The sequence below is a fragment of the Methylobacterium sp. NMS14P genome, from assembly GCF_028583545.1.
GTDB lineage: Bacteria > Pseudomonadota > Alphaproteobacteria > Rhizobiales > Beijerinckiaceae > Methylobacterium.
This window is the reverse complement of the sequence record NZ_CP087106.1, coordinates 111,516-134,461: the sequence shown is the minus strand read 5'-3', so window position 1 is coordinate 134,461 and position 22,946 is coordinate 111,516. Positions and strand designations below refer to the sequence as shown.

Here is a 22,946-nt window from a genome sequence, read left to right as displayed (position 1 = left end):
TTGGCGCCAAACCCGGGACGGCCGGCGCCGGATGGACCGGACCGCTGGTCCCAGAGGCGGTCTGGGATCGGCGGATCGGCCCGTGACTGTTCAGTTCACACCACGCGCCCCGCTCGAACCCGCGTCCCAGGCTCAGGCCTGATCCAGGCCGTATAGCGAGTGAAGCGTGCGCACGGCAAGCTCCGTATAGGCGGCGTCGATCAGCACGGAGAACTTGATCTCCGAAGTGGTGATCGCGCGGATGTTGATACCCTTCTCGGCGAGCGCCCGGAACGCCTTGGCGGCGACGCCCGCGTGGCTGCGCATCCCGACACCGATCGCCGACACCTTCACCACGTCGGTGGCACCCTCGATCTGCGCGTAGCCGATCTGCGCGCGGGCCTCGTCGAGGATCTTCCGGGCACGCTCGTACTCGGCGGACGGCACCGTGAAGGTCATGTCGGTGGTCGACTGGTCGCCCGACACGGTCTGGATGATCATGTCGACGTTGATGTTGGCGTCGGCCAGCGGCCCGAAGATGGCGGCGGCGACGCCCGGGCTGTCCTTGACCTTGCGCAGGGTGATCTGCGCCTCGTCCCGGGAGAAGGCGATCCCGGTGATGATCTGCTGTTCCACGATGTCGTCCTCGTCGCAGATGAGGGTGCCCGGGCGCGCGGCGTCCGGCGGATCGAAGGAGGACCGGACCGTGGTCGGCACCCGGTGGACCATGGCGAGCTCCACCGAGCGGACCTGCAGCACCTTGGCGCCCAGCGAGGCCATCTCCAGCATCTCCTCGAAGGTCACCCGCTCCATGCGGCGGGCCTTCGGGACGATGCGCGGGTCGGTGGTGTAGACGCCGTCCACGTCCGTGTAGATGTCGCAGCGCTCGGCCCCGATCGCGGCCGCCACGGCCACCGCCGAGGTGTCGGAGCCGCCGCGGCCCAGCGTCGTCACCCTGCCGGTCTCGCCGTGGACCCCCTGGAAGCCGGCGATGACCGCGACCTCGCCCTTGGCGAAGCCCGCCTCGAGGTTCTTGGGGTCGATCTCGGCGATGCGGGCCGAACCGTGCGCGTCCGAGGTCACGACCGGGATCTGCCAGCCCTGCCAGGAACGGGCCTTGACCCCGTCCTTCTGGAGAGCGATCGCCAGGAGGCCGGCGGTGACGAGCTCGCCCGAGGCGACGACGGCGTCGTACTCGCGCGGATCGTAGAGCGGGTTCGCGTCCTTGACCCAATCGACCAGCTCGTTTGTCTTGCCCGACATGGCCGAGACGATCACGGCGACGTCGTAGCCGGCCGCCACCTCGCGGGCGACGTGGCGCGCCACGTTGCGGATACGGTCGACGTTGGCGACGGAGGTGCCGCCGAATTTCATCACCAGACGGGGCATGGTCTCTCGGTCGCGGGTTCCCGGTGGCGATTGGACGGGCCGCTGCAGCCCCGTCCGGACGGTGCCCGGCGGGTACAAGCGGCCCGGGGGAGTGTCAACAACCGGCCAAGCATGGCGCCCGCGCGCCGCGGCGACTTCCGGGCGGCCGCCGTGTTAGAGCGCGGGCACGACGCAGCCACGACGCCGCGCGGCGGATTCCGCCCGCCGGCATGAGGACGGAACGCGCATGGACAGGGCAGCCACCGACCGGGTCACGGACGGGTTCGTCGACCGCGGCGAGGTTGCGCGCTTCGACGCGCTCGCCGCCACGTGGTGGGATGAGACCGGCCCGATGCGGGTCCTGCACCGGTTCAACCCGGTGCGGCTCGCCTACATCCGCGACGCCCTCTGCCGGCGGTTCGGTCGCGATCCGAAGGCCACCTTCCCCCTCGACGGGCTGATGATCTGCGACGTCGGCTGCGGAGGCGGCGTCCTCTCGGAGCCGCTGGCCCGGCTCGGCGCCCGGGTGACCGGGCTCGATCCGGCCGAGCAGAACATCGCGGTCGCCCGGGCCCATGCCGAGGCGGCGGGCGTGCCGGTGGACTACCGCGGGCAGACCATCGAGTCGGTGGTCGCCGGCGGAGAGAGCTTCGACGCGGTGCTGATCATGGAGGTCGTCGAGCACGTGTCCGACATGCCGGCCTTCGTGCGGACCGCCTGCGCGGCCGTGAAGCCCGGCGGGATGTTGTTCGGGGCCACCCTCAACCGGACGCTGCGCTCCTTCGCGCTCGCCATCGTCGGGGCCGAGTACGTGCTCGGCTGGCTGCCGCGCGGCACGCACGACTGGGAGAAGTTCGTGACGCCGGACGAGCTCGCGCGCGCCATCCGGTCCGGTGGGCTCGACGTCACCGACACGGTCGGGGTCGCCTACAACCCGCTCACCGACGGCTGGCGCACGAGCCGCGACAAGGCGGTGAACTATATGGTCGCGGCCGAGCGGTCGGCGTGAACGGGTCGCGTCCCCCGCCGTTGGCGTGCCGGCGGAGGACGCGGCGATGCTCGAGAAGATTCCCAGTGCGGTCGGCGAGGCCCTGTCGAGTCTGAAGGCGGGCCTGGACAAGACGGCCTCCCGCGCGGACTTCCCCGACGTGCCCGAGAGCGTGACCCTGTCGAGCCCGGCCTTCGCCGACGGGGCGGACCTGCCCGCGCGCTTCACGGCCGACGGCGCGGGCGTGTCGCCGCCCCTCGCCTGGAGCGGGCTGCCGGAGGGCACCGCCGCCCTCGTCCTCCTCGTGGAGGATGCGGGCAGCCCGACGCCCCGGCCGCTGGTCCATCTCATCGCCTGGTCGATCCCGCCGGAGCCCACCGAGCTGCCGGAAGGCGCGCTGCCGGGTCCCGGGCACGGGGGCACCGTCCAGGCCGTCGGCCGGAACAGCTTCCTGCGCGCGGAGTGGCTGCCGCCGGATCCGCCCAGCGGCCACGGTCCGCACCCGTACCTCTTCCAGGTCTACGCGCTGCGGCAGCCCCTCGCCCTGGCCGAGGCGCCGGGCCGCGGCGCACTGATCGAGGCCATGCGCGGTCAGGTCCTCGCGAAGGGGATATTGACCGGCGTTTACCATCGCCTCTGATCCGGCCGTTACCACCGCGATACAGCTCAGCCCTGCGGATCTCGCGCGTTGTGCCGCATTGGTGATCTCAGTATTGTGTCGACCAGTGGAGCGGTCTGGACAGACCGCCTGAAAATGGCTGGAGATCGGGCCTGTGGGCGTCGGCGTGCGCACGAAGCGGCGGGGCGGCAGCAGTGTGGCGCGCGCGCTCGCTGTGTCGGATGTCGGGACTTGGACTTGGCACATCGCTGACGACGTTCTCCGGTGCGACCCCGTCGCGGCGACGATGCTGGGCCTGCCCAGGACGAAGAGCGGCAGCGGGACGACCTTCGGAGCCTTCCTCGACCGCATCCACCCGGAGGATCGGCGGAGGATCGCGTCGATCATCGACGACCTGCGCCGGCAGGGCGGCCTGTACATTGCGCAGTACCGGACCGTTCCGGAACCCGGCGAGGTCCGCTGGGTCCTCGCGCGCGGCCGCTTCATCCTGGACCCGCAGGGCAGCGTCAGCGAGGCGCACGGGATCGTCATCGACGTGACCGAGTGCGGCCGCGACGGGTTCCTCGACGAGTCCGCCTTCTGCGCGACCGACGTGGCGGCCGGCGGCATCGACCGCGTCGCCGAGATGGCCCTGGCCCTCTACAACGCCGCCGAGGACGGCCTGCCCCAGCCGGGATTCGAGCGCCTGAAGCCGCTGCTCGACGTGCTGCTGCACGAGATCGGTCGGCAGCTCGTGCTCGCGCCGGCCGTCGCGGATCTCGACAGGGTCCACTGAGCCGCCGTGCCTCCGCGACGCCCGTCGCGCCTTGCCTTCCGGGGGCGAATCCTGATATGGCCGCGCCATCCCGCGATGCGTGAGCCGTGATCGCCGGACGCGACCCCGCGTCCCGCCTCGTGACCACGTTCCCGATACCTTACACAACGGACGGCCCTCCGGGCTCGAGAGACCCATGAAGATCCGCAACTCCCTCAAGTCCCTGCGTGGCCGCCACCGCGACAACCAGCTCGTGCGCCGCAAGGGCCGGGTCTACGTGATCAACAAGACCCAGAAGCGCTTCAAGGCCCGCCAGGGCTGAGGCCGCTCCGCCCGGCCCAGGCCGGGCTAGCGACGATCGACGTTGGGACGGCCGTGCCCGGAGGGGCGCGGCCGTTTCCGCGTGCGCGCGGCACCGCGGCACGTTGACGGATCCGGGGGCGGGGCACAGTCTGGCCGCATGACGCCGACCCGCCTCCTCGTCGCCCTGGTCTGCCTGTCGGCCCTCGCCGTGGACATCTCGGCGGCGCGGGCCGCTCCGGACTCCGCGCGTCCCGGCCGCGCCGCCCCCGAGGCGAAGCCGGCGCCCAAGCCGCCGAGCCTCGACGACCTGTTCGCGCGCCTGCGCGCCAGCGAGGATCCGGCGGAGGCCAAGGGTATCGCGCGGCTGATCGAGCGGCGCATGGCCGGGTCGGGCAGCCCGACCGCCGACCTCCTCACCGACCGCGCCCGTCAGGCGGTCACCGCACACGACTTCCCCCTGGCGGCCGAGCTGATGGACCGCGTCACCGCCCTCGAGCCGAACTGGTCGGAGGGCTGGAACCGGCGCGCGACGGTGTTCTGGCTGCTGTCCGACAAGGACGACGCCCTGGCGGACCTGCAGCGGGCCCTGGTGCTGGAGCCGCGCCACTTCGAGGCCTGGGCGGCGATGGGCCGGATCTACGAATCGCTCGACGACAAGGCACGCGCGCTCTCCGCCTTCCGGCGAGCGCGGGCGCTCTATCCGCAGATGGAGAAGGTCGGCGAGGCGATCAACCGCCTCACTCCGGAGGTCGACGGCCGCGACCTGTGAGCCGGGTGACCGCCGTCCTCCTCACCCTGCTGGCCCTGCCCCTCGCCCTCGCCGGGCTCATCCTCGCGGCCGGCGCGCTGGCGACGCTGGTCATCACCCTGCGGGTCTGCGCCGCCAACCCGCCGGCCGGCCCGTTCGTGGCGGTCACTGGCGGGCGGCTCGCGACCCTGCAGGACGGTCCGGCGGACGGGCCGCCCGTCGTGCTCCTGCACGGCGCCTCGGCCAACGCGTCGGATCCGATGGAGGGGATCGGCCGCCGCCTCGCCGCGCGGGGCTTCCGGGTCATCGCGTTCGACCGGCCCGGCTTCGGCTGGAGTGACCGGATCGGCGGCAGCGATGCCGCGCCCCCCGCCGCGCAGGCTGGCCTGATCGCGGAGGCGCTGGAGCGCTTAGGTGTCGGTCCGGCGCTCGTGTTCGGGCATTCCTGGGCCGGCGCCCTCGCCCTGGCCCTCACCCTGGACCATCCGGACAGGGTGTCGGCCCTCGCCCTCGCGGCGCCGGTGGCGATGCCCATGCCGGACCGGATGCCCGACCTGCCCTGGTACTGGCGGCTCGCCGTGACCCCGCCGGTGGCGTGGCTGCTCAGCCGGACGGTCGGGCCGCCCATCGCGCAACACTTCCTGCCCGAGGCGGCGCGCCGGGTCTTCCAGCCGCAACCGCCGTGGGCGGATTACCCGGACTTGGCGCGGTCGGACCTGGTCCTGCGGCCCGGAACGCTGCTCGCCAACGTCCAGGACCTGCTCGGCCTGCCGCGCGCCCTCGCGGCGCAGAGCCCGCGCTACGGCGCGATCCGTGTGCCCACCCTGGTGATCTCCGGCGAGGCGGACCCGATCGTCCGCGCCGACACGCAGGCGGTGCCGCTGGCCCGCGCGATCCCCGGCGCGCGGCTCGTGCTGCTGCCTGGCATCGGCCACATGCTCCAGTACGTCGCCGCCGATCGCGTCACCGAGGAGGTCGCCCGGCTGGCCGGCGCGACGGGCGCGGCCGGCCCGGAGCCGGCCGTCGCGCACTGACACGCCGGCCGGTCCCGCTCTCGTACTACGGTGCCGTCAGGCCTTCTCGGCGTGCTCGCGGGTGATGAACGTCAGCCGCACCAGGTTGGTGGCGCCCGGCGTGCCGAACGGCAGGCCCGCCACGACGATCACCCGGTCCCCCACGGCGGCGAACTTCTCGCGCACCGCGAACTTGGCGGCGCGGAACGACATGTCGTCCACGTCGCTCGCGTCCTTCGTGACGATCGGGTGCGTGCCCCAGGCCAGGGCGAGGCGCCGGGCGGTCTCGCGCCGCGGCGTCAGGGCGATCACGGTGGCGTTCGGGCGCTCGCGCGACAGCCGCAGCGCCGTCGAGCCGGAATTGGTCCAGGCCATGATCGCGTCGAGGCTCAGCGCGTCGACCATCTGGTGCGCCGCCGCCGCGATGGCGTCGGCCGCCGTCTCGTCGGGGGTCGCGCTCTGCGCCCGGATGATCGACCAGTAGATCGCGTCCCGCTCCACCTGCTCGGCGATGCGGTTCATGGTCTCCACGGCCCCGATCGGGTGGGCGCCCGAGGCGCTCTCCGCGGACAGCATCACGGCGTCGGCCCCCTCGTAGACCGCCGTGGCGACGTCGGAGACCTCGGCGCGGGTCGGCACCGGCGCGGTGATCATCGACTCGAGCATCTGGGTCGCCACGACCACCGGCTTGCCGTAGCGCCGGGCCCCGCGGGTGATGCGCTTCTGCACGCCCGGGACCTGCTCCAGGGGCATCTCCACGCCGAGGTCGCCGCGGGCGACCATCAGACCGTCGGAGATCTCGATGATCTCGTCGAGGCGCGCCAGGGCCTGCGGCTTCTCGATCTTGGCCATCACCAGGGCGCGACCCGCGCAGACCTTCTTCACCTCGGCCACGTCCTCGGGACGCTGGACGAAGGACACGGCGATCCAGTCGGCGCCGGCGTTCAGGCCGGCATCGAGGTCGGCCCGGTCCTTGTCGGTCATCGCCGGCACCGGGATCACGGTGTGCGGCAGGGACACGCCCTTCCGGTTCGAGATCCGGCCGCCCACCTCGACGCGGGTCACGGCCCGGTTGTGCGACGTCTCGAGCACGGTCAGCCGCAGCTTGCCGTCGTCGAGCAGGATGGCGTGGCCCGGCTCCAGGGCCTCGAGGATCTCGGGATGCGGCAGGTGGCAGCGGGCGGCGTCGCCGGGCGTCGGGTCGCCGTCGAGCACGAAGGTGCCGCCGGCCTCGATCATCGCGGCCCCCTCCGCGAAGGTGCCGAGCCGCAGCTTCGGCCCCTGCAGGTCGACCAGGATGCCGATCGGCCGCTTGGCCTCGCGCTCGATGGTGCGGATCGCCTCCACCTTCTCGGGGAGCTTCTCGCGTGGCAGGTGGCTCATGTTGAGCCGGAAGACGTCGACGCCCGCGCGGAACAGCCGCTCGATCATCTCCGGCGAATCGGAGGCCGGACCGAGGGTGGCGACGATCTTCGTGCGGCGGGACCGTTTCAAGCGTATTTCCTCCGTGTTCTCGTTGCCGCGCGGCGTCGAGCACCGGCGGTTGAAAGATCTGGCTCAGAGAGCGCAGACCGGCTGTGAGCATCCCGGGCCGGACAGCGTCAAGACCGCAGTCTCGGCCGCCGCCTTCACATCACGGTTTCGCCGGCGCGTCCGGCCGGTTCGGATCCGTGAGCTGGATGGTCCAGCTCTTCTGCTCGCCGGTGTCGACTTCGAAGAAGCCGTTGCGGTCGTAGCCGCGGGCGAGACAATCCTCGATGCCGCGAATCGTGAACTCCGAATCGCGGGTGCACATCAGCGAACGGCCGCTCCACTCGCCGCCGCGCGTGTAGTCGACCGCGAAGACATAGTAGAACCGCGCCGCCAGCGCGCCCTTGAGCAGCGTCTCGCAAGCCTTCGGCGCGAGGTCCCACCAGCCCTCCGTCACCCAGCCCTGGGGGTCGCGGTAGCCCAGCGAGATCCCGACCTTGCTGGCGGTCTGGTTGCACAGGCGCAGGTCCGCCCTGGCGGGGCTCGCGCCGAGGAGCGCGAGGCCGAGGACCGTGAGAGCCGGGAGGAGCTGAGCCGCCGAGACGCGAGACCTAGTTGACGAGGATGATGCGGCAGTCGTTGACATTGGTGCAGGTCGGACCGGGGTTCACGAGATCGCCGAGGGCCGCGAAGAAGGCGGTGGAGTCGTTCTGCTCCAGCATCGCGGCCGGGTCGAGGCCGGCGGTCCGCGCCCGCTCCAGGGTCGTGGGGTCGATGAGGCCGCCCGCCGGGTCGGTGGCGAGGCCCCGCCCGCCGTCGGTCCCGTCGGTGTCGGCGCTGACGCCGAAGATGCCGGGCTCGCCGTCGAGCGCCACCGCCAGCGCCAGGGCGTATTCCTGGTTCGGACCGCCGTGGCCCTCGCCGCGGATGGTGACGGTGAGCTCGCCGCCGGAGATCAGCGCGACGCGCCGGCCGGCCGCCTTGTGCCGCTTGGCCTCGGCCGCGTGCTCGGCCGCGACCTCGCGGGCCTCGCCCTCCAGGTCGGCGCCGAGCAGGATCGGCTCGTAGCCGGCCGCGCGGGCCGCCTCGGCGGCGGCGTTGAGGGCGTCGATCGGCCGGGCGATGATGCGGTACTCGGCCCGGGCGAAGGCGGGATCGCCGGCCTTCGGCGTCTCGTTGTTCGGGTCGTTGAGAAGGCGGACCGCCTCTTCGGGCAGCGGGATGCCGCGCTTCTCGCAGATGGCCCGGGCATCGGCCAGGGTCGACGGATCGGGCACGGTCGGCCCGGAGGCGATCACCGCGGGATCGTCGAAGGGCACGTCGGAGATCGCCAGGGTCAGGACGCGCCGGGCGTTGCGGGCCGCCAGGGCGAGCCGGCCGCCCTTGATCCGCGAGATGTGCTTGCGCACCGTGTTGATCTCGCCGATCGGCGCGCCGGAGCGGAGCATCGCCCGGGTGATCGCCTGCTTCTCGATGAGCGTCAGGTCGCCGGCGGGGGCGATCCAGTTGGCCGAGCCGCCGCCCGAGAGCAGCACCAGCACCTCGTCGTCCGGCCCGGCCTCGGTGGCGAGCCGCAGCGCCTCCCGCGTCGCCGAGATGCCGGCCTCGTCGGGGACCGGGTGGCCCGCCTCGACCATGTGGATGCCCGGCGCGTCCTGCCCGTAGCCGTGGCGCGCCACCGCGAGGCCGACGATCCGGTCGTCACCGAGGCCGTGCTTCTGCCGGTAGAAGCGGCTCGCCACGGCGCTCATGCTGCCGGCGGCCTTGCCGGCGGCCAGAATGATCAGGCGGCCCGGGCTCGGCTCCGGCAGGTGCGGCGGCAGGCAGAGATCCGGATGGGCGGCGCGGATCGCGGCCGTGAGGATCGAGTCGAGGAGCGCGCGCTGGTCCCGGGTGGCCGCGTCGGTGACGGGCGGAACGGTCTCGGTCATGGCGTCGAACGGGCTCCTCTCTTGTTCGCGTCGCGCACTCCCCGCCCGTTTCTTGTCTGGGCGGCGGGCCCGTTTCTTGCCGTGAGCGCACGATCCTTGATAGGTGATCTGCCCGAGCGGCCGCGCGACGGCAAGCGCCATCGGCGCCCTCGCACAGATCTGAAGACCTCTCTGAAGACCTCGGAGCCCCGTGACCCGTCCGGAGACAGAAACGGCCGTCCCGCCGGCGCATCCCTGCGAGATCATCCCCGGCGACCCCGCCTGCGGCCTCGTCATCGCCTGCGACCACGCCTCGAACTTCGTGCCGGCGGACATCGCGCTCGGCGTGCCCGCGTCGGAATACGCCCGGCACATCGCCTACGACATCGGCGCGGCGGCGGTGACGCGCAGCCTCGCGGCGCAGCTCGGCGCCCCGGCGATCCTCACGAACTTCTCCCGCCTCATCATCGACCCGAATCGCGGGCGCGCCGACCCGACCCTGGTGATGCGCCTGTCCGACGGCGCCGTCGTGCCGGGCAACGCCCGGATCGACGAGGCCGGGAAGCAGGCGCGGATCGCCCGCTTCTACGCGCCGTTCGACGCGGCCATCGACGACGCGATCGCCGCCGCGCAGGCAGCGGGCCGGCCGCCCGTGCTCCTGACCATGCACAGCTTCACGCCCTACTGGCGCGGGATCGCGCGGCCCTGGCAGGTCGGCATCCTGTACGACCGCGACGAGCGCTTCGCCCGCCCGCTCATCCGCGCGCTGGAGGCCGATCCGGCCGGGCTCACCGTCGGCGACAACCAGCCCTACGGCGGCGGCCTGCCGGGCGACACGATCGACCGCCACGCCACCGCGCGCGGCCTCGCGAACGCCCTCGTGGAGATCCGCCAGGACCTGATCGCCGGAGCGGACGGGCAGGCGGAGTGGGCCGCGCGCTTCGCCCGCGTCCTGCGCCCGCTGCTCGCGGCTTGATCTCCGTCCGGCCGGTCCCGAAATCGGGAGCGGCCCGCCCGACCCGAAGAGAGTTGCGACCGATGAGCGAGATCGATCCCCGGACCCAGACGGAACTCGAGGCCGCGGTGTTCCGCCGCCTCGTCGCGCATCTGCGCAACCGGACGGATGTGCAGAACATCGACCTGATGAACCTGGCGGGCTTCTGCCGGAACTGCCTGTCGAACTGGCTCAAGGACGCCGCCGACGAGGCGGGCGTGGCGCTGACCAAGGACGAGAGCCGCGAGACGGTCTACGGGATGCCCTACGCCGAGTGGAAGGCCTGCTTCCAGACCGAGGCGAGCCCAGAGCAGCGGGCGGGCTTCGCGGCCGCGCAGCCCAAGGATCATTGAGGCGGCGACCGGAGTGCGGCGAATCGGCTAAGCTTCCGGTAAGGCCGGACCGTTAACCACGGGTCCAGGGCGCAACCGCGCCGTGCATTCGGGAGAGCCCCATGAACGCCCATTCGATGCCCACCGCCGCGCAGCGGCCCGGCGGCGACGTCTCGTCGGCCGAAGGCGTGGCCGCGGACGAGCTGAAGCAGTTCATCGAGCGCCTGGAGCGTCTCGAGGAGGAGAAGGCCGGCATCATGGGCGACATCAAGGAGGTGTTCGCCGAGCTGAAGGGCCGGGGCTTCGACGCGAAGGCCGTCCGCACGATCCTGCGCATCCGCAAGCAGGACCACAGCGAGCGCCAGGAGCAGGAGGCGATCCTCGAGCTCTACTTGCAGGCCCTCGGCATGGCGTAGCCGGAACGGGCGGCGAGAAGGCCGCTCGGTTCGCGCCTGCCGCATCCGACGGAGCCGCACCGCGGCGGGAGCCGGACGGCGGTGTTCGACGAGGCGACGGTCGGTAACAGCGATCGGGCGTCGGTGAACCGCCCCCCGGCCAGCTTCGGGCCGTCGATGACCGGTACGGTCGCGGCGCTCGAGGAGGCTGCCGCGAAGCCCGTCGGCGATGAACAGCCGGACCGAGCACGAAGTGCGGACACGCCGCGGACGGAAGGTCCGCGCGACCGATCCGCGTCACGAACCCTAGCAGTGACAGACGCGTGACGGATCCTCGGGACCGTGTCCCGAGGATCCGTCGGACAGAGCCCCTCCCCAAGCGGGAGAGGAAACAGTCTCAGGCGGCGCGCTTGGCGCAATTCAGCAGCTTGCGGTTGACCAGCACCTCGGCGATCTGGATCGCGTTGAGGGCCGCGCCCTTGCGCAGGTTGTCCGAGACACACCAGAAGTTCAGGCCATTCTCCACCGTCGCGTCCTCGCGGATGCGCGAGATGTAGGTCGCGTCCTCGCCGGCCGCCTCGTGGGGGGTCATGTAGCCGCCGTTCTCGCGCTTATCGATCACCAGCACGCCGGGGGCGGCGCGCAGGATCTCGGTCGCCTTCTCGGCGGTGAGCGGCTGCTCGAACTCGACGTTCACCGATTCCGCGTGACCGATGAAGACCGGCACGCGGACGGCGGTCGCCGTCAGCTTGATCTTCGGGTCGAGCATCTTCTTGGTCTCGGCGACCATCTTCCACTCTTCCTTCGTGTAGCCATCCTCCATGAACACGTCGATGTGGGGGATGACGTTGAAGGCGATGCGCTTGGTGAACTTGCCGCCCTGCTTGATCTCGCCGGCGGTGAACACGGCGCGGGTCTGGTTGAACAGCTCGTCCATCGCCTCCTTGCCGGCGCCGGAGACCGACTGGTAGGTCGACACGACGACGCGCTTGATCGTGGCCGCCTCGTGGAGGGGCTTCAGCGCGACGACCAGCTGGGCGGTCGAGCAGTTCGGGTTGGCGATGATGTTGCGCTTGGTGAAGCCCACCACCGCGTCGGCGTTCACCTCGGGCACGATCAGCGGCACGTCGGCGTCGTAGCGGAACGCCGACGAGTTATCGATGACCACGCAGCCCTGCTGGCCGATGCGGGGCGACCACTCCTTCGACGCCTCGCCGCCCGCTGACATCAGGCAGATGTCGGTGTCGGAGAAGTCGTACGTGTCCAGCGTTTTGACCTTGAGCGTCTTGTCGCCGTAGGAGACTTCCTGACCCTGGCTGCGGCGCGAGGCCAGCGCCACGACCTCGTCGGCGGGGAAAGCCCGCTCGGCCAGGATATCGAGCATCTCGCGGCCCACGTTGCCCGTGGCGCCGACGACGGCGACCTTGTAACCCATCTCTCGTCTCCGCGCGGAAAACCCCGACCGATCCGGGTGCCGCGCCTGTGCCAGTACAATCGGCCGAAGGATCGTTCGTGCCGGACGCGCCCGCCAAACGGGCGCGGCCGCAGACCCCGTCCTCCGCGGAGGTGGGGGCGACGGCCGGGTCGAGCAAGGCGCGCATGGGCGCGCGCTGTCAAGGCCGCGGGGCGCGCAACACTCGATTCACCCTGCCTCCGGAAACCCGGTGACGGCCTCGGGTCCGGAAAGGGAATTCAATCCTTCGGCGCGACCCTGGCCGCCCATCCCGCGGCCTGCCGTCGCTACGGAGCACGCCACTGACCGGAACAGCGCCCCTCGTCGATCGGATCGGGCTCGGCGTGCCGGGCGGCCGGGCCGCGCGCGCGCCGGACACCCCGGGAACGCCAGGCTCTCTGGGCCTGCGCATCGCCCTGGCCTCGGCGGCGATCGCGCTGCTGTGGGTCATCCCCCGCTGGCCCGGCGAGATGCCGCCAGTCGCTCCGCCGGCCGCGGAAGCCCGCTTCGTCCCCTCCATGCAGGCTTCGCCGGCGCCGCCCGCGGCCGCGGTCGCCCAGTTCGGCCTCGCGGAGCCGGGGCTCGACCCGGTGCGCGTCACCGCACGCGTCGATCCGCGGACCGGGCTGCGCGAGGACACGCTCACCCGCGGCGACTTCGCGGCGATCGAGGCGCCGGCTCTGCGAGTCCAGCTCACCCGCGGGCCCCAGTCCGGCGCACCGCCGACGCTCTTCGTCCTGATGGCCCGGCGCGCCGCGAACGGTCCGGCCCTCGACCGGCCCGCCCTGGCGGTGGCCCGGACCGGCGCGCGCGGGCAGATCCGCACCAAGTTCGGCGCGGTCGAGACCCTGGACGTCACCTTCGCGGGCCCGTCGCAGAGAACCTGCACCGGCTTCGTCACCCGCGACGCGGCGTTCCAGCTCGACGGGTGGCTCTGCGCCCCCCTGGCGCGGCCGCCGGAGCCGCAGGCGCTCGCCTGCATGCTCGACGCGCTGAGCCTCGTCGACCTCGCCGATGCCGGCACGACGGCGGCCTTCGCGGCCGCGCCCGATCCGTCGGGCGCGTGCCCGGCGACGGCCGGGTCGGAGGCTCCGTCCAGGGCCGGATCGTTAATCCGGAAGCCGCAAAATAAAAAATGAGGCCGGAGTGTGGCAAAACGCACAAGCTCAGCCATAAGGGCGGAACAACAGCCTCGCCCAAGCGTCTTATCGTCAAAGGCGGCGAACTGTTAAGCTTCGGTCGCCATACTGATGGCACTCAAGGACAAGGTTGGCCATGCGCTCGCTCAAGATCGCCCTTCTCGGCGTCGTCGCCGCCACCGGCCTCGGCGCTCTGGCCTCCGCGCCCGCCCAGGCTCAGGATGGCTACGTCACCGGCCCGATCTACCGGGTCAGCCGGCCGCTGCCGATCCGCGTGCGTCCGCGCAGCTGGCTCGACGCCGGCAACGTGCCGCTGACCTCGAACGTTCCGGGCGCCGGCGGCTCGCGCAACCCGGCCCTGAACCCCTACCTGATCGCGGCGTCGAACCAGCTGACCCCGCCCTACGGCCCGACGGACCGCTTCGGCCGCGGCATCCTGCCGGACCCGATCACCAACGGACCGTTCATCGGAGCCCGCTCCTCGGCGATCCGCAACGTCGACCTCTCCTTCGTCGACCGGCTGGATCCGACCTCGCCGCTCTACGGCCGCCCCTACTGAGGCGGCCCCTACTGAGGCGGTCCTCCCAGGCCGCATGACGTTCGCGAAGCGCGGGTCCTCGGGCCCGCGTTTTTCGTTGGCGGCCCTGCCCGGCCGCGCCTTCACCAGCGCCGGATATCCTGTATGCCAAACGCTGCGGGAGCGCGTGGGCTGCCGAGGCCGGGAACTGTGCCATGAAGCCGTTCGACTGGGTGACCGGGTATCCGTCGCTGCGGATGCCGATGTTCGGGCGCAACTGCGTGGCGACCTCGCACGCGCTTGCGGCCCAGGCCGGCATTCAGATGCTCCAGGCCGGCGGCAACGCGGTCGACGCCGCGATCGCCACGGCGGCCGCCAAGACCGTCACCGAGCCGTGCAGCAACGGCCTCGGCTCCGACGCCTTCTGCATCCTGTGGGACGGGAAGGCGCTCCACGGCCTCAACGCCTCGGGCGGGGCGCCGGCGGCCTGGAGCCGGGACTACTTCCTGAAGAAGTACGGCGCGGCCGAGCGGCCGCCGATGCGCGGCTGGGATTCGGTCACCGTGCCGGGCGCGGTCGCCGCCTGGGCGGCGCTGAGCGAGCGTTTCGGCCGCCTTCCCTTCGCCGACCTGATGCAGCCCGCGATCCGCATCGCCGAGCGCGGCTACCTCGCGCCGGTCGTGGTCCAGCAGAAGTGGGCCGCCGCCGCGCGGATCGACGCGATCACCCGCCAGCCGGGCTTCTCGGAGTTCTTCCTGCCGCGGGGTCGGGCGCCGGGTGTCGGCGAGCTGGTGACCTTCCCGGGCGCCGAGAAGACCCTGCGCCTGATCGGTGAGACCAAGGGCGAGGCTTTCTACCGGGGCGAGATCGCCGAGGCGATCGCCGCGCACGCGCGGGCCAACGGCGGCGCGATGACGGCCGCCGACCTCGCGGCGTTCCGTCCCGAATGGGTGACGCCGACCGCGAAGGACTATCACGGCTACACGCTGCACGAGATCCCGCCGAACGGCCAGGGAATCGCGGCGCAGATCGCGCTAGGCATCCTCGAGCAGTTCGACCTCGACGGCCTGCCGGTGGACGGGCCGGACTCGCAGCACCTGCAGATCGAGGCGATGAAGCTCGCCTTCAGCGACACCTACCGGTACGTCGCCGACCCGCGCGGGATGGACGTGACCCCCGAGGCCATGCTCGACCCCGCCTACCTCGCGGAGCGCGCCAAGCTGATCGACCGGAACCGCGCCCAGGTCTTCGGACCGGGCAAGCCCCCCGCGGGCGGCACGATCTACCTCACCGCGGCCGACGAATCCGGCATGATGGTGAGCTTCATCCAGTCGAACTTCATGGGCTTCGGCTCGGGCGTCGTCGTCCCCGGCTGGGGCATCTCACTGCAGAATCGCGGCTACGGCTTCGTGCTGGATGCCGAGAGCCCGAACGTTGTGGCGCCCGGCAAGCGCCCGTTCCACACCATCATCCCGGGCTTCCTCACGCAGGACGGCGCGCCGGTGATGAGCTTCGGCGTGATGGGCGGCAACATGCAGCCGCAGGGGCACGTCCAGACCCTGGTGCGGATGATCGACCACGGACAGAACCCGCAGGCGGCCTGCGACGCGCCGCGGTGGCGGGTGAACGAGGGCCTGGACATCAACGTCGAGGCGGCGATGCCGGGAGCGACCCTGGAGCGCCTGAAGGCCCTCGGCCACAAGCTCGAGGTGATCGAGGACAGCTACCAGGATTTCGGCGCCGGCCAGTTCATCTGGCGGATGGGCGATCCGGCCGTCGAGGGCTACGTGGCGGCGAGCGACCCGCGCCGCGACGGGCAGGCCGCCGTGTGGTGAGCCGCTACTTCACCTGAAGGCTGTCCACCACCTGGCGGAACTTGGCGAGGATGCCGTCGCGCTGATCCTGCCGCACGACGCCGAGGGCGCGGATGTAGCCGTCCGGTGCGAACCGGATGGTCTGCATCACGACGACGGGCTGGTTGGTCGGCTGGTCCAGAGCGCGGGCGACGATCTCGTGCCAGTCGACGCCGTTCGAGCGGTAGCTCTGCGCCCGTTCGATGACGAAGTCCTTGAGGGTCTGGTTCGACGCCAGCGCGGCGCGGGCGAAGCCGTCGCGCTGGTCGGCACCGGGTGGCTGCTGCACCGCCTGCGCCAGGACGAGGATCGGTTGCTCCAGATTCTGCATCTGGTCCTTGGGTCCGCTGGTGAGGAGGACCGAGTTGCCGGCCATAACCCGCACCGGTCGGAAGCCCGCCATGTCGGTGATGCGGAAGGGCAGCGCGTCGACCTGCTGGGTGAGCGACAGGGCCGGTCGGAGGGTGACGCCGGTCACCATCTTGCGCATCGACGCCTCGGTCTCGGCGTCGGGCAGCGCCTGCGCGATGATCAGCCCGGTCACGGTCGGCGTTCCCACCACGAGGATCCACTTCCGGATCGCCGGCGCGGACGAGCCCGGATCGGCGGGCTGCTCACCGGTGTAGAGCATGCCCTCGTTCTCGCCGATCTTGACCTCCTCGCGCTTCTCGACCGCGAAGCCCTGGCTGAGCAGGTTGGCGTCGGTGAAGCCGCTGACGAGCTCCGCGAACGCGTTCGCGGGCAATTCGACGACCGACACGGTCGCGCCGCCCTCCTTCCGCTCGAAGCCCGAGAAGCGCCGCGACAGCGACATGTCGGCGGGCGGTTCGAAGCCGAAGCGTGAGCCCGCGGGATAGACGGGATCGCCGGCCCGGGCGGCCGAGCCGAGGCTGGCCGCCAGCGCGGCTGCGCACAGAACCCGTCCGAGACGCAGCGTCAGGTTGCGCATCCGCATCGAAAACCGGTTCTCCTGGTGGACCCAACTTGGGGTTAGTCCGCACGCGATGGGTCTGCCGGGCGACCTGTTCTGTCAAGCCGGCAACGCGGCGCGCCTGCGTTCACGATGAAGGGAAACCGCGAGCCCGGCGGCCGCGCCGATCCCGAGGGCGTAGGCCAAAAGATTCCACTGAGAGAAGATGGAGCCGAGGAGGAGCTGGCCCGGCAGGGTCGTCCGGAAGGCGTCCAGGGCCGGCGTGTGGACGAGCCGGCTGCCCTCGATGATCGCGGCGGCCGCGAAGGCGACGATCAGGCAGGTGCGCAGGCCCCAGCCATCGGGTCGCAGGGCGGCGACCAGCAGGAACAGCATCGCCCCCCACAGGATGCCGCCGCCGTAATGGTGGATCGCGAGCGGCAGGCCCCAGTGCGGCACGCGCAGCAGCAACCCCAGAGCGATCACCGCGGCCGCGAGGCCGAGATGGGTCGCGCGGGCCAGCGGCAGATCCCGCCGCGCCGGCGCCGCCGGCGAGGCCGGCCAGGTTGCGATGCCGTTCACCCGGGCGACCAGGGTGTAGGACACGATCATCAGCAGGAACCAGGACGAGAGCTTGGCCACCGGCACGATCGACCAGTGCTGCCGCTGGCTCGGATAGAGCCAGGTGCCGGAGAGCGTGCCCAGATTCTCCGCGAACCAGATGAACAGCGCGACGAGGAGCAGGCCGAGCAGCAGCGGCATCGTGCGGTGCTCCCGCCAGACCTTGAAGTACACGGTCGCGGGGGCGAAGGCCGCGACCGCGACCGCGATGAGGCCGACGCGCAGGTCGATGCCGCGATGATCGATGAGGAAGTTGACGTAGATCGCCATCGACAGGACGGCGAGCAGGCGCAGGCTCGGGTGCCGCGTGAAGCGGAAATCGAACAGGCGCCAGACGCGGGCGAGATAGCTGCCGACGGCCGCGTACATGAATCCCGTGAACAGCGGGACGCCGCCGAGTCGGAACAGGTTCGCCTCCGGGTAGACCCAGCTGCCGATCGCGGTCTTGTGGATCTCCATCGCCGTGCCGATGACGTGGAAGACCAGGATCACCCGGGCCTCCGACCACGTCTCCATCCGCAGCCGCAACATCGCGACCTGGAGCAAGAGCGCGGCGAGGAACAGCGCGTCGTACCGGGCGAGCGGCGCGTGGGCCGGCCAGACGAGGCGCGTGCCGAGCATGAGCGCCAGGAGCAGGCCGCCGAACAGGCAGGCCCAGCCCTGCTTGAGCCCGAACCGGACGAATTCGTAGAGTCCGGCCGTGACGCCGCCGCGCGCCAGCGCCGCCTCCTGAAGGCGGGCCTCGGCCGCGACGAAGCCGGCGAGGGCCGGCCACTGCGCCGCCGCGCTGACGCGCTCGCCCGGGATCACGGCCGGCATCACGGGCGGCTCGCGGTCCGGGTCCCGCTCGCGCGTCATGTCGGGCCCGGCACCGTGACGCGCCGCAGGGTGAGGTTGCAGCGGCCGCCCGGCGGCAGGAATGCGGGTGCGTCCGCCGCCGCCAGCAGGTCGTCGTCCGGGTAGAGCCGGTCGATGCCGTGGAAGACCAGTCGCGAGGCGCCGCCCATCACCAGCGCGTCGCCTGCCTGCAGGCGGATCGAGCGGGTCGGGCCCGACCGGCACAGGCCGCCGTACCGGAACAGGGCCGCCGCGCCGAGGGACAGCGACACGACCGGCGCGGCGAGATCTGCCTCGTCGCGATCCTGGTGGAGGCCCATGCGGGTGCCCGGCGCGTAGAGGTTGATGAGGCAGGCTTCCGGCGGTGCCGGATAGGCCGCGAGCGCCGCCCAAGCCGCGCGGGCGGTCGGCGGCAGGGCCGGCCAGGGCTGCCCGGTCCCGGGATGTTGCGGCTGGTAGCGGTAGCCCGCGACGTCCGAGACCCAGCCGAGGGGGCCGGCATTCGACATCCGCACCGAGAACGGCTTGCCGGTGCGGGGCATCCGCGGCGTGACGGGCGGCGCCTCGGCGAGGATCGCGGTGATCTCGGCGGCGAGGCGCACGCGGGCGGCCGCGTCGAGGAAGCCCGGATGGTGGATCAGGCCCGGAGCGAGTTCCGTCGCCACTCAGCGGCCCGCGTCGACGTCCTGATCCAGCACGGTCCTCGACGCGACCGTGGTATCGGCGTTCAGGCGGTAGACCAGCGGCACGCCGGTCCGGATCTGCAGATCCGGCACCTCCGCCTCGGTCAGGCCGTCGAGGACCATGACCAGCGCGCGCAGTGAGTTGCCGTGGGCCGCCACCAGCACCCGCTGGCCGGCCATCACGCGCGGCAGGATCGTCGCGACGTAGCAGGGCAGCACCCGCGCGGCCGTGTCCTTCAGGCTCTCGCCGCCGGGCGGCCGCACGTCGTAGCCCCGGCGCCAGGCGTGGACCTGCGCGTCGCCCCAGCGGGCGCGGGCCTCGTCCTTGTTGAGGCCGGAGAGGTCGCCGTAATCGCGCTCGTTCAGGGCGCGCTCGCGCAGGACCGGGATAGCGGACAGGCCCATCTCCTCCAGGATCAGCGCGCAGGTCCGCTGCGCCCGGATCAGCTCGGAGGTGAACGCCACGTCGAAGCCGTAGCCGTCCCGTCGCAGACCGCGGCCGGCGGCCCGGGCCTCGGCGACGCCGCGCTCGGTCAGGTCCGGGTCGCGCCAGCCGGTGAACAGGTTCTGGAGGTTCCACTCGCTCTGGCCGTGCCGGACGAGGACGAGGAGCCGCTCCATCGCCGCCGCGCCGCCGGTCACAGGCCGAGCACGTCGGTCATGGAGTAGAGCCCCGGCGGCTTGGGATGCGCCCAGAGCGCGGCCTTGACGGCGCCCGTGGCGAACAGGCCTCGGTCGGCGGCGTGGTGGCTGATCGTCAGGCTCTCACCGGTGCCGGCGAAGATCACGCTGTGGTCGCCCACGACGCTCCCGCCCCGCAGGGTGGCGAAGCCGATGTCGCCCGCCCGGCGGGCGCCGGTATGCCCGTCCCGGGTCGAGACCCGGACCGCCTTCAGGTCGACGCCGCGGCCCTCCGCGGCGGCCTCGCCCAGCATCAGGGCGGTGCCGGAGGGGGCGTCCACCTTCATGCGGTGGTGCATCTCGGCGATCTCGATGTCGAACTCGTCGCCGAGGGCCTTCGCGACCCGGCGGACCAGGGCGGCCATGAGGTTGATGCCGAGCGACATGTTGCCCGACTGGACGATGCGGGCGTGGTAGGAGGCCGCCTTCAACTTGGCGAAGTCCTCCTCCGACAGGCCGGTCGTGCCGACCACGTGGACGATGCGCGCCTGGGCGGCGAGTTCCGCGAACGCCACCGTGGCGGCCGGCGCGGTGAAGTCGAGGACGCCGTCCGCGGCCGCGAAGGCCGTGAGAGCGTCGTCGGTGACGGGCACGTCGAGGGGCGGCAGCCCGGCGAGCACGCCGGCGTCCTGGCCGAGCGCCGGCGAGCCGTCGCGCTCGATGGCCGCGGAGAGCGTGCAGCCCTCGGCCTGCGCCACCGCGCGGATCAGCATCCGCCCCATGCGCCCGTCGGCGCCGACCACCACGAGCCGCATTCCGTTCCCCAGCTTGCCGTCTCACGCGCGCAGGGACCGGGCCGCTTCGGCCCCGCCCCTGCCCGCCTCGCTGTCCGGACTCCCGCTCCGCCGCGCGGCCGGCGGGAGCCCGGTCGCTCTCACTCCTTCTCGGGGGCGATCTGCTCGAGCCCGCCGATATGCTTCTGCGCGTAGAGCGGCAGGCCGATCTGCTTGATCAGCTCCAGCTGGGTCTCGAGGAAGTCGATGTGACCCTCCTCGTCCTCGGCCAGATCCTCGAAGAGGCGCTTGGACACGCGGTCGTTGATCGAGTCGCAGTACTTCGCGGCCTCGAGGTAGAGGCTGCGGGCCTCGTTCTCGGCGGCGAGATCCGAATCCAGGATCTCTTGGACGTTCTGGCCGATCCGCAGCGGGTCGAGCTCCTGCAGGTTCGGGAACCCGTCGAGGAACAGGATCCGGTCGATGAACCGGTCGGCGTGGTTCATCTCCTCGATCGATTCTTTGCGCCAGAATTTCGCCAGCTCGACGTAGCCCCAGTCATTGAGCATGCGAAAATGCAGCCAGTACTGGCTGACGGCGGTCAGCTCGCTGCGCAGGCCGCGATTCAGATACTCGATGACCTTGGTGTCGCCCTTCATGCCCCCGTACTCCTTACCGTGCTCTCAGGCGGGGGGTAGAAGCATCAGGCCGCGACTCCCTCATCCGCAGTTTGGAATTTCACCAAACTACAGGCGCTCGCGCAAGCCGTCGTGCAAGCATGGCTGCTCTCCGCTGGCGCGGACTGGCCCAACGCGTTCTGCATGATCGCCCGGATCGTGCGGGCGCAACGCCCGCATTTCGGGCTGCAGCCGAGACAGGCGTAGACCTGTGCCGGCGTGCGCGGACAGCCGGGTCCGGGCGCGAGGCAGCCGCGGACCGCGCCGTCCGATATGACGTTACAAGAACAGACGATCATGCGCGCCGCAAATCCCGTCATCCCCGTGCCCGCCGCGGTCGTCGACGACCGTCCCGAGCACCCGCGCCAGTTTAGAAGAGTTGAAAAGTAGCAGACTTTTCAATGTCTTACTGGTTGCGGTCGACATGGCACCGCGGCTCGCGCAGGTCAAGGGCGCGCGATCTGACTGCGCCCCAACGGTCAGCTCGGGCTGTCAGCGGGCGAGTTCGCGCAGGCCGAGCCGGATGAGCACCTTGGCCTCCGCGCCCTCCCCCGCGCTCTTGAGCGCGGCCGCGATGGCGGCGGCGGCCTGGACCTGCGGGTAGCCGAGATTGACCAGGGCCGAGACGGCGTCCGCCACCGGCCGCGGGGCGGCGCCCTCCTCGACGGCGCCCGCGAGGGCGACCAGCGCCGGGTCGACGGGCGCGAAGGCCGGGGCCTTGTCCTTGAGCTCGGCGGCGAGCCGGGCGGCGAGGCGCGGCCCGACCCCCGGGGCGCGGCTGATCGAGCCCTTGTCGCCGGTGGCGATGGCGCTCGCCAGCGCCTCGGGTTCCAGCACCGAGAGCACGCCGAGCGCCACCCGCGCACCGACGCCTTGGACGGTCTGGAGCAGGCGGAACCATTCCCGCTCGGCGTCCGAGCGGAAGCCGTAGAGGCGGATCATGTCCTCGCGGACGTGGGTCTCGATCGACAGCTCCGCGGGCTCGCCGACCTTGGGCATGCGCTGCAGGGTCCGCGCCGAGCAGTGCGCGATGTAGCCGACTCCCGACACGTCGAGGATCACGAAATCCTCGCCGAACGAGTCCACGACGCCCTTGAGCTTGCCGATCATGCCACGCCTGCCGCTGCCTCGGCTTGCCTACAGAACCGCGGCGGCCTCCGCCAGACGTGCTTGAGCGCGCAGGGAGATCATGGAATCACGGGCCCGCGCCGGCCGAGCTTGGCCGGTCACGGGGGGATGACATGCGCGCGCTACTTCTTGTCCTGATCGGCCTACTCTGCGCCGGCCCGGCCCGGGCGGCGGACAACCCGGCCGCCCCGCCCGCACCGGTCGCGCCGAGCGCGGATCCGACGCAGGTCCGGCCCGGCAGCTACGTGCTCGATCCCGACCACGGCAAGATCACGTGGTCGGTCTCGCATCTCGGCTACTCGACCTATTACGGCCAGTTCGCCGGCCTCAGCGGCACGCTCCAGCTCGATCCGAAGGCGCCGGAGAAGAGCCGCCTCGAGGTCACCGTGCCGCTCGGCGGCGTCATCACCGGCAGCACCCGGCTGAACGAGCACCTCGCGGCCCCCGATTTCTTCGACGCGGCCAAGTTCCCGACGGCGACCTTCACCGCCACGAAGGTCGAACCCACCAGCCCGACGACCGCGCGGATCACCGGTGACCTCAACCTGCGGGGGACGGTCCGGCCGTTCGCGATCGACGCCACCTTCAACCAGGCCGGCATCCATCCGGTGGATCAGCGCTACACGGTGGGCTTCGACGGGCGCGCGGTCGTCAAGCGCTCGGATTTCGGCATCAACGCCTACCTGCCGCAGCTCGGCGACGAGGTCAGCCTGCGCATCGAGGGCGAGTTCAAGGCCGCGCCCTGACGGCCGGTCCGGCCGCCGGCGGCGATCACTTCCCTGCGGGGACTCCGCGGCGCCGGCGCTCCGCGCGCGCGGCCGCCGACCTCGATGATCGCCGGCCTTCCGAAAGAACGGTGCC

At 71.8% G+C, this 22,946-nt stretch carries 26 protein-coding genes; 13 read left to right on the top strand and 13 right to left on the bottom strand.

What is annotated here, in order from left to right:
- Nucleotides 1–132: 132 nt before the first annotated feature.
- A complete protein-coding gene (locus tag LOK46_RS00675; protein WP_273562007.1) occupies nt 133–1,368 on the bottom strand; it encodes an aspartate kinase in 1,236 nt (411 codons plus the stop codon).
- A gap of 226 nt (nt 1,369–1,594) precedes the next feature.
- On the opposite strand from LOK46_RS00675, the gene ubiG reads away from it, so the two are divergent.
- The 6 genes from ubiG (at nt 1,595) to LOK46_RS00645 (ending at nt 5,793) form a co-directional block, all read left to right on the top strand.
- On the top strand, nt 1,595–2,356 hold the full coding sequence (ubiG, locus tag LOK46_RS00670; RefSeq protein WP_273562006.1) for a bifunctional 2-polyprenyl-6-hydroxyphenol methylase/3-demethylubiquinol 3-O-methyltransferase UbiG: 762 nt from the start codon (nt 1,595–1,597) through the stop codon (nt 2,354–2,356).
- A 46-nt stretch (nt 2,357–2,402) separates the two neighbouring features.
- Complete coding sequence (locus tag LOK46_RS00665; protein ID WP_273562005.1) at nt 2,403–2,975, top strand: YbhB/YbcL family Raf kinase inhibitor-like protein; 573 nt, start codon at nt 2,403–2,405, stop codon at nt 2,973–2,975.
- A gap of 265 nt (nt 2,976–3,240) precedes the next feature.
- Complete coding sequence (locus tag LOK46_RS00660; RefSeq protein ID WP_273562004.1) at nt 3,241–3,729, top strand: PAS domain-containing protein; 489 nt, start codon at nt 3,241–3,243, stop codon at nt 3,727–3,729.
- A gap of 175 nt (nt 3,730–3,904) precedes the next feature.
- Entirely contained in the window at nt 3,905–4,030 is a 126-nt protein-coding gene (gene ykgO / locus LOK46_RS00655) for a type B 50S ribosomal protein L36 (RefSeq protein ID WP_003601867.1), read from the top strand.
- A gap of 138 nt (nt 4,031–4,168) precedes the next feature.
- Complete coding sequence (locus tag LOK46_RS00650; protein WP_273562003.1) at nt 4,169–4,780, top strand: tetratricopeptide repeat protein; 612 nt, start codon at nt 4,169–4,171, stop codon at nt 4,778–4,780.
- Nucleotides 4,777–5,793 carry an alpha/beta fold hydrolase gene (locus tag LOK46_RS00645; RefSeq protein WP_273562002.1) on the top strand — a complete coding sequence of 339 codons (1,017 nt, stop codon included), beginning with the start codon at nt 4,777–4,779 and terminating at the stop codon, nt 5,791–5,793. Before LOK46_RS00650 ends, LOK46_RS00645 begins: the two co-directional genes overlap by 4 nt.
- A gap of 36 nt (nt 5,794–5,829) precedes the next feature.
- Here the strand turns inward: LOK46_RS00645 and pyk are convergent, their stop codons facing one another.
- The 3 genes from pyk to LOK46_RS00630 form a co-directional block, all read right to left on the bottom strand.
- Nucleotides 5,830–7,266 carry a pyruvate kinase gene (gene pyk / locus LOK46_RS00640; RefSeq protein WP_273562001.1) on the bottom strand — a complete coding sequence of 479 codons (1,437 nt, stop codon included), beginning with the start codon at nt 7,264–7,266 and terminating at the stop codon, nt 5,830–5,832.
- Between the two features lie 139 nt (nt 7,267–7,405).
- On the bottom strand, nt 7,406–7,888 hold the full coding sequence (locus LOK46_RS00635; RefSeq protein ID WP_273562000.1) for a DUF1036 domain-containing protein: 483 nt from the start codon (nt 7,886–7,888) through the stop codon (nt 7,406–7,408).
- Entirely contained in the window at nt 7,854–9,173 is a 1,320-nt protein-coding gene (locus tag LOK46_RS00630) for a glycerate kinase type-2 family protein (protein ID WP_273561999.1), read from the bottom strand. The genes LOK46_RS00635 and LOK46_RS00630 overlap by 35 nt, the downstream gene beginning before the upstream one ends.
- Nucleotides 9,174–9,363: 190 nt before the next feature.
- On the opposite strand from LOK46_RS00630, the gene LOK46_RS00625 reads away from it, so the two are divergent.
- From LOK46_RS00625 to LOK46_RS00615, 3 genes are all read left to right on the top strand, one after another.
- Entirely contained in the window at nt 9,364–10,128 is a 765-nt protein-coding gene (locus tag LOK46_RS00625; protein ID WP_273561998.1) for an N-formylglutamate amidohydrolase, read from the top strand.
- Nucleotides 10,129–10,190: 62 nt separating this feature from the next.
- On the top strand, nt 10,191–10,499 hold the full coding sequence (locus tag LOK46_RS00620) for a DUF1244 domain-containing protein (protein ID WP_273561997.1): 309 nt from the start codon (nt 10,191–10,193) through the stop codon (nt 10,497–10,499).
- Between the two features lie 116 nt (nt 10,500–10,615).
- Nucleotides 10,616–10,894, top strand: a complete 279-nt coding sequence (locus LOK46_RS00615; RefSeq protein ID WP_191991933.1) for a DUF2312 domain-containing protein — start codon at nt 10,616–10,618, stop codon at nt 10,892–10,894.
- 376 nt (nt 10,895–11,270) lie between these two features.
- On the opposite strand, the gene LOK46_RS00610 is transcribed toward LOK46_RS00615, so the two are convergent.
- Nucleotides 11,271–12,308: an aspartate-semialdehyde dehydrogenase gene (locus LOK46_RS00610; RefSeq protein ID WP_273561996.1), complete on the bottom strand. Its 1,038-nt coding sequence runs from the start codon at nt 12,306–12,308 to the stop codon at nt 11,271–11,273.
- Between the two features lie 362 nt (nt 12,309–12,670).
- Between LOK46_RS00610 and LOK46_RS00605 the strand changes: the two genes are divergently transcribed.
- The 3 genes from LOK46_RS00605 to LOK46_RS00595 all read left to right on the top strand — a co-directional run bounded on the left by LOK46_RS00605 (nt 12,671) and on the right by LOK46_RS00595 (nt 15,817).
- On the top strand, nt 12,671–13,465 hold the full coding sequence (locus LOK46_RS00605; RefSeq protein WP_273561995.1) for a hypothetical protein: 795 nt from the start codon (nt 12,671–12,673) through the stop codon (nt 13,463–13,465).
- A gap of 136 nt (nt 13,466–13,601) precedes the next feature.
- Entirely contained in the window at nt 13,602–14,024 is a 423-nt protein-coding gene (locus tag LOK46_RS00600) for a hypothetical protein (RefSeq protein ID WP_273561994.1), read from the top strand.
- Between the two features lie 173 nt (nt 14,025–14,197).
- Nucleotides 14,198–15,817, top strand: coding sequence for a gamma-glutamyltransferase family protein (locus LOK46_RS00595; protein ID WP_273561993.1), 1,620 nt, complete (start codon nt 14,198–14,200; stop codon nt 15,815–15,817).
- Between the two features lie 4 nt (nt 15,818–15,821).
- Here the strand turns inward: LOK46_RS00595 and LOK46_RS00590 are convergent, their stop codons facing one another.
- The 8 genes from LOK46_RS00590 to ruvA all read right to left on the bottom strand — a co-directional run bounded on the left by LOK46_RS00590 (nt 15,822) and on the right by ruvA (nt 22,067).
- Entirely contained in the window at nt 15,822–16,790 is a 969-nt protein-coding gene (locus LOK46_RS00590) for a hypothetical protein (protein WP_273561992.1), read from the bottom strand.
- Between the two features lie 75 nt (nt 16,791–16,865).
- A complete protein-coding gene (locus LOK46_RS32830) occupies nt 16,866–18,224 on the bottom strand; it encodes a DUF817 family protein (RefSeq protein ID WP_337251960.1) in 1,359 nt (452 codons plus the stop codon).
- Entirely contained in the window at nt 18,221–18,868 is a 648-nt protein-coding gene (locus tag LOK46_RS00575; RefSeq protein WP_273561991.1) for an alpha-ketoglutarate-dependent dioxygenase AlkB family protein, read from the bottom strand. Before LOK46_RS00575 ends, LOK46_RS32830 begins: the two co-directional genes overlap by 4 nt.
- Nucleotides 18,869–19,507: a 2,3-bisphosphoglycerate-dependent phosphoglycerate mutase gene (locus tag LOK46_RS00570; protein WP_273564725.1), complete on the bottom strand. Its 639-nt coding sequence runs from the start codon at nt 19,505–19,507 to the stop codon at nt 18,869–18,871.
- 17 nt (nt 19,508–19,524) lie between these two features.
- Nucleotides 19,525–20,322 (bottom strand): 4-hydroxy-tetrahydrodipicolinate reductase, encoded by a 798-nt coding sequence (gene dapB / locus LOK46_RS00565; RefSeq protein ID WP_273561990.1) that lies wholly within the window; start codon nt 20,320–20,322, stop codon nt 19,525–19,527.
- Between the two features lie 119 nt (nt 20,323–20,441).
- On the bottom strand, nt 20,442–20,939 hold the full coding sequence (gene bfr, locus LOK46_RS00560; RefSeq protein ID WP_043380322.1) for a bacterioferritin: 498 nt from the start codon (nt 20,937–20,939) through the stop codon (nt 20,442–20,444).
- A 44-nt stretch (nt 20,940–20,983) separates the two neighbouring features.
- Nucleotides 20,984–21,256: a (2Fe-2S)-binding protein gene (locus tag LOK46_RS00555; RefSeq protein ID WP_273564724.1), complete on the bottom strand. Its 273-nt coding sequence runs from the start codon at nt 21,254–21,256 to the stop codon at nt 20,984–20,986.
- A gap of 193 nt (nt 21,257–21,449) precedes the next feature.
- Nucleotides 21,450–22,067, bottom strand: coding sequence for a Holliday junction branch migration protein RuvA (ruvA, locus tag LOK46_RS00550; RefSeq protein ID WP_273561989.1), 618 nt, complete (start codon nt 22,065–22,067; stop codon nt 21,450–21,452).
- A 131-nt stretch (nt 22,068–22,198) separates the two neighbouring features.
- On the opposite strand from ruvA, the gene LOK46_RS00545 reads away from it, so the two are divergent.
- Entirely contained in the window at nt 22,199–22,831 is a 633-nt protein-coding gene (locus tag LOK46_RS00545; RefSeq protein ID WP_273561988.1) for a YceI family protein, read from the top strand.
- The last annotated feature ends 115 nt before the right edge of the window (nt 22,832–22,946 follow it).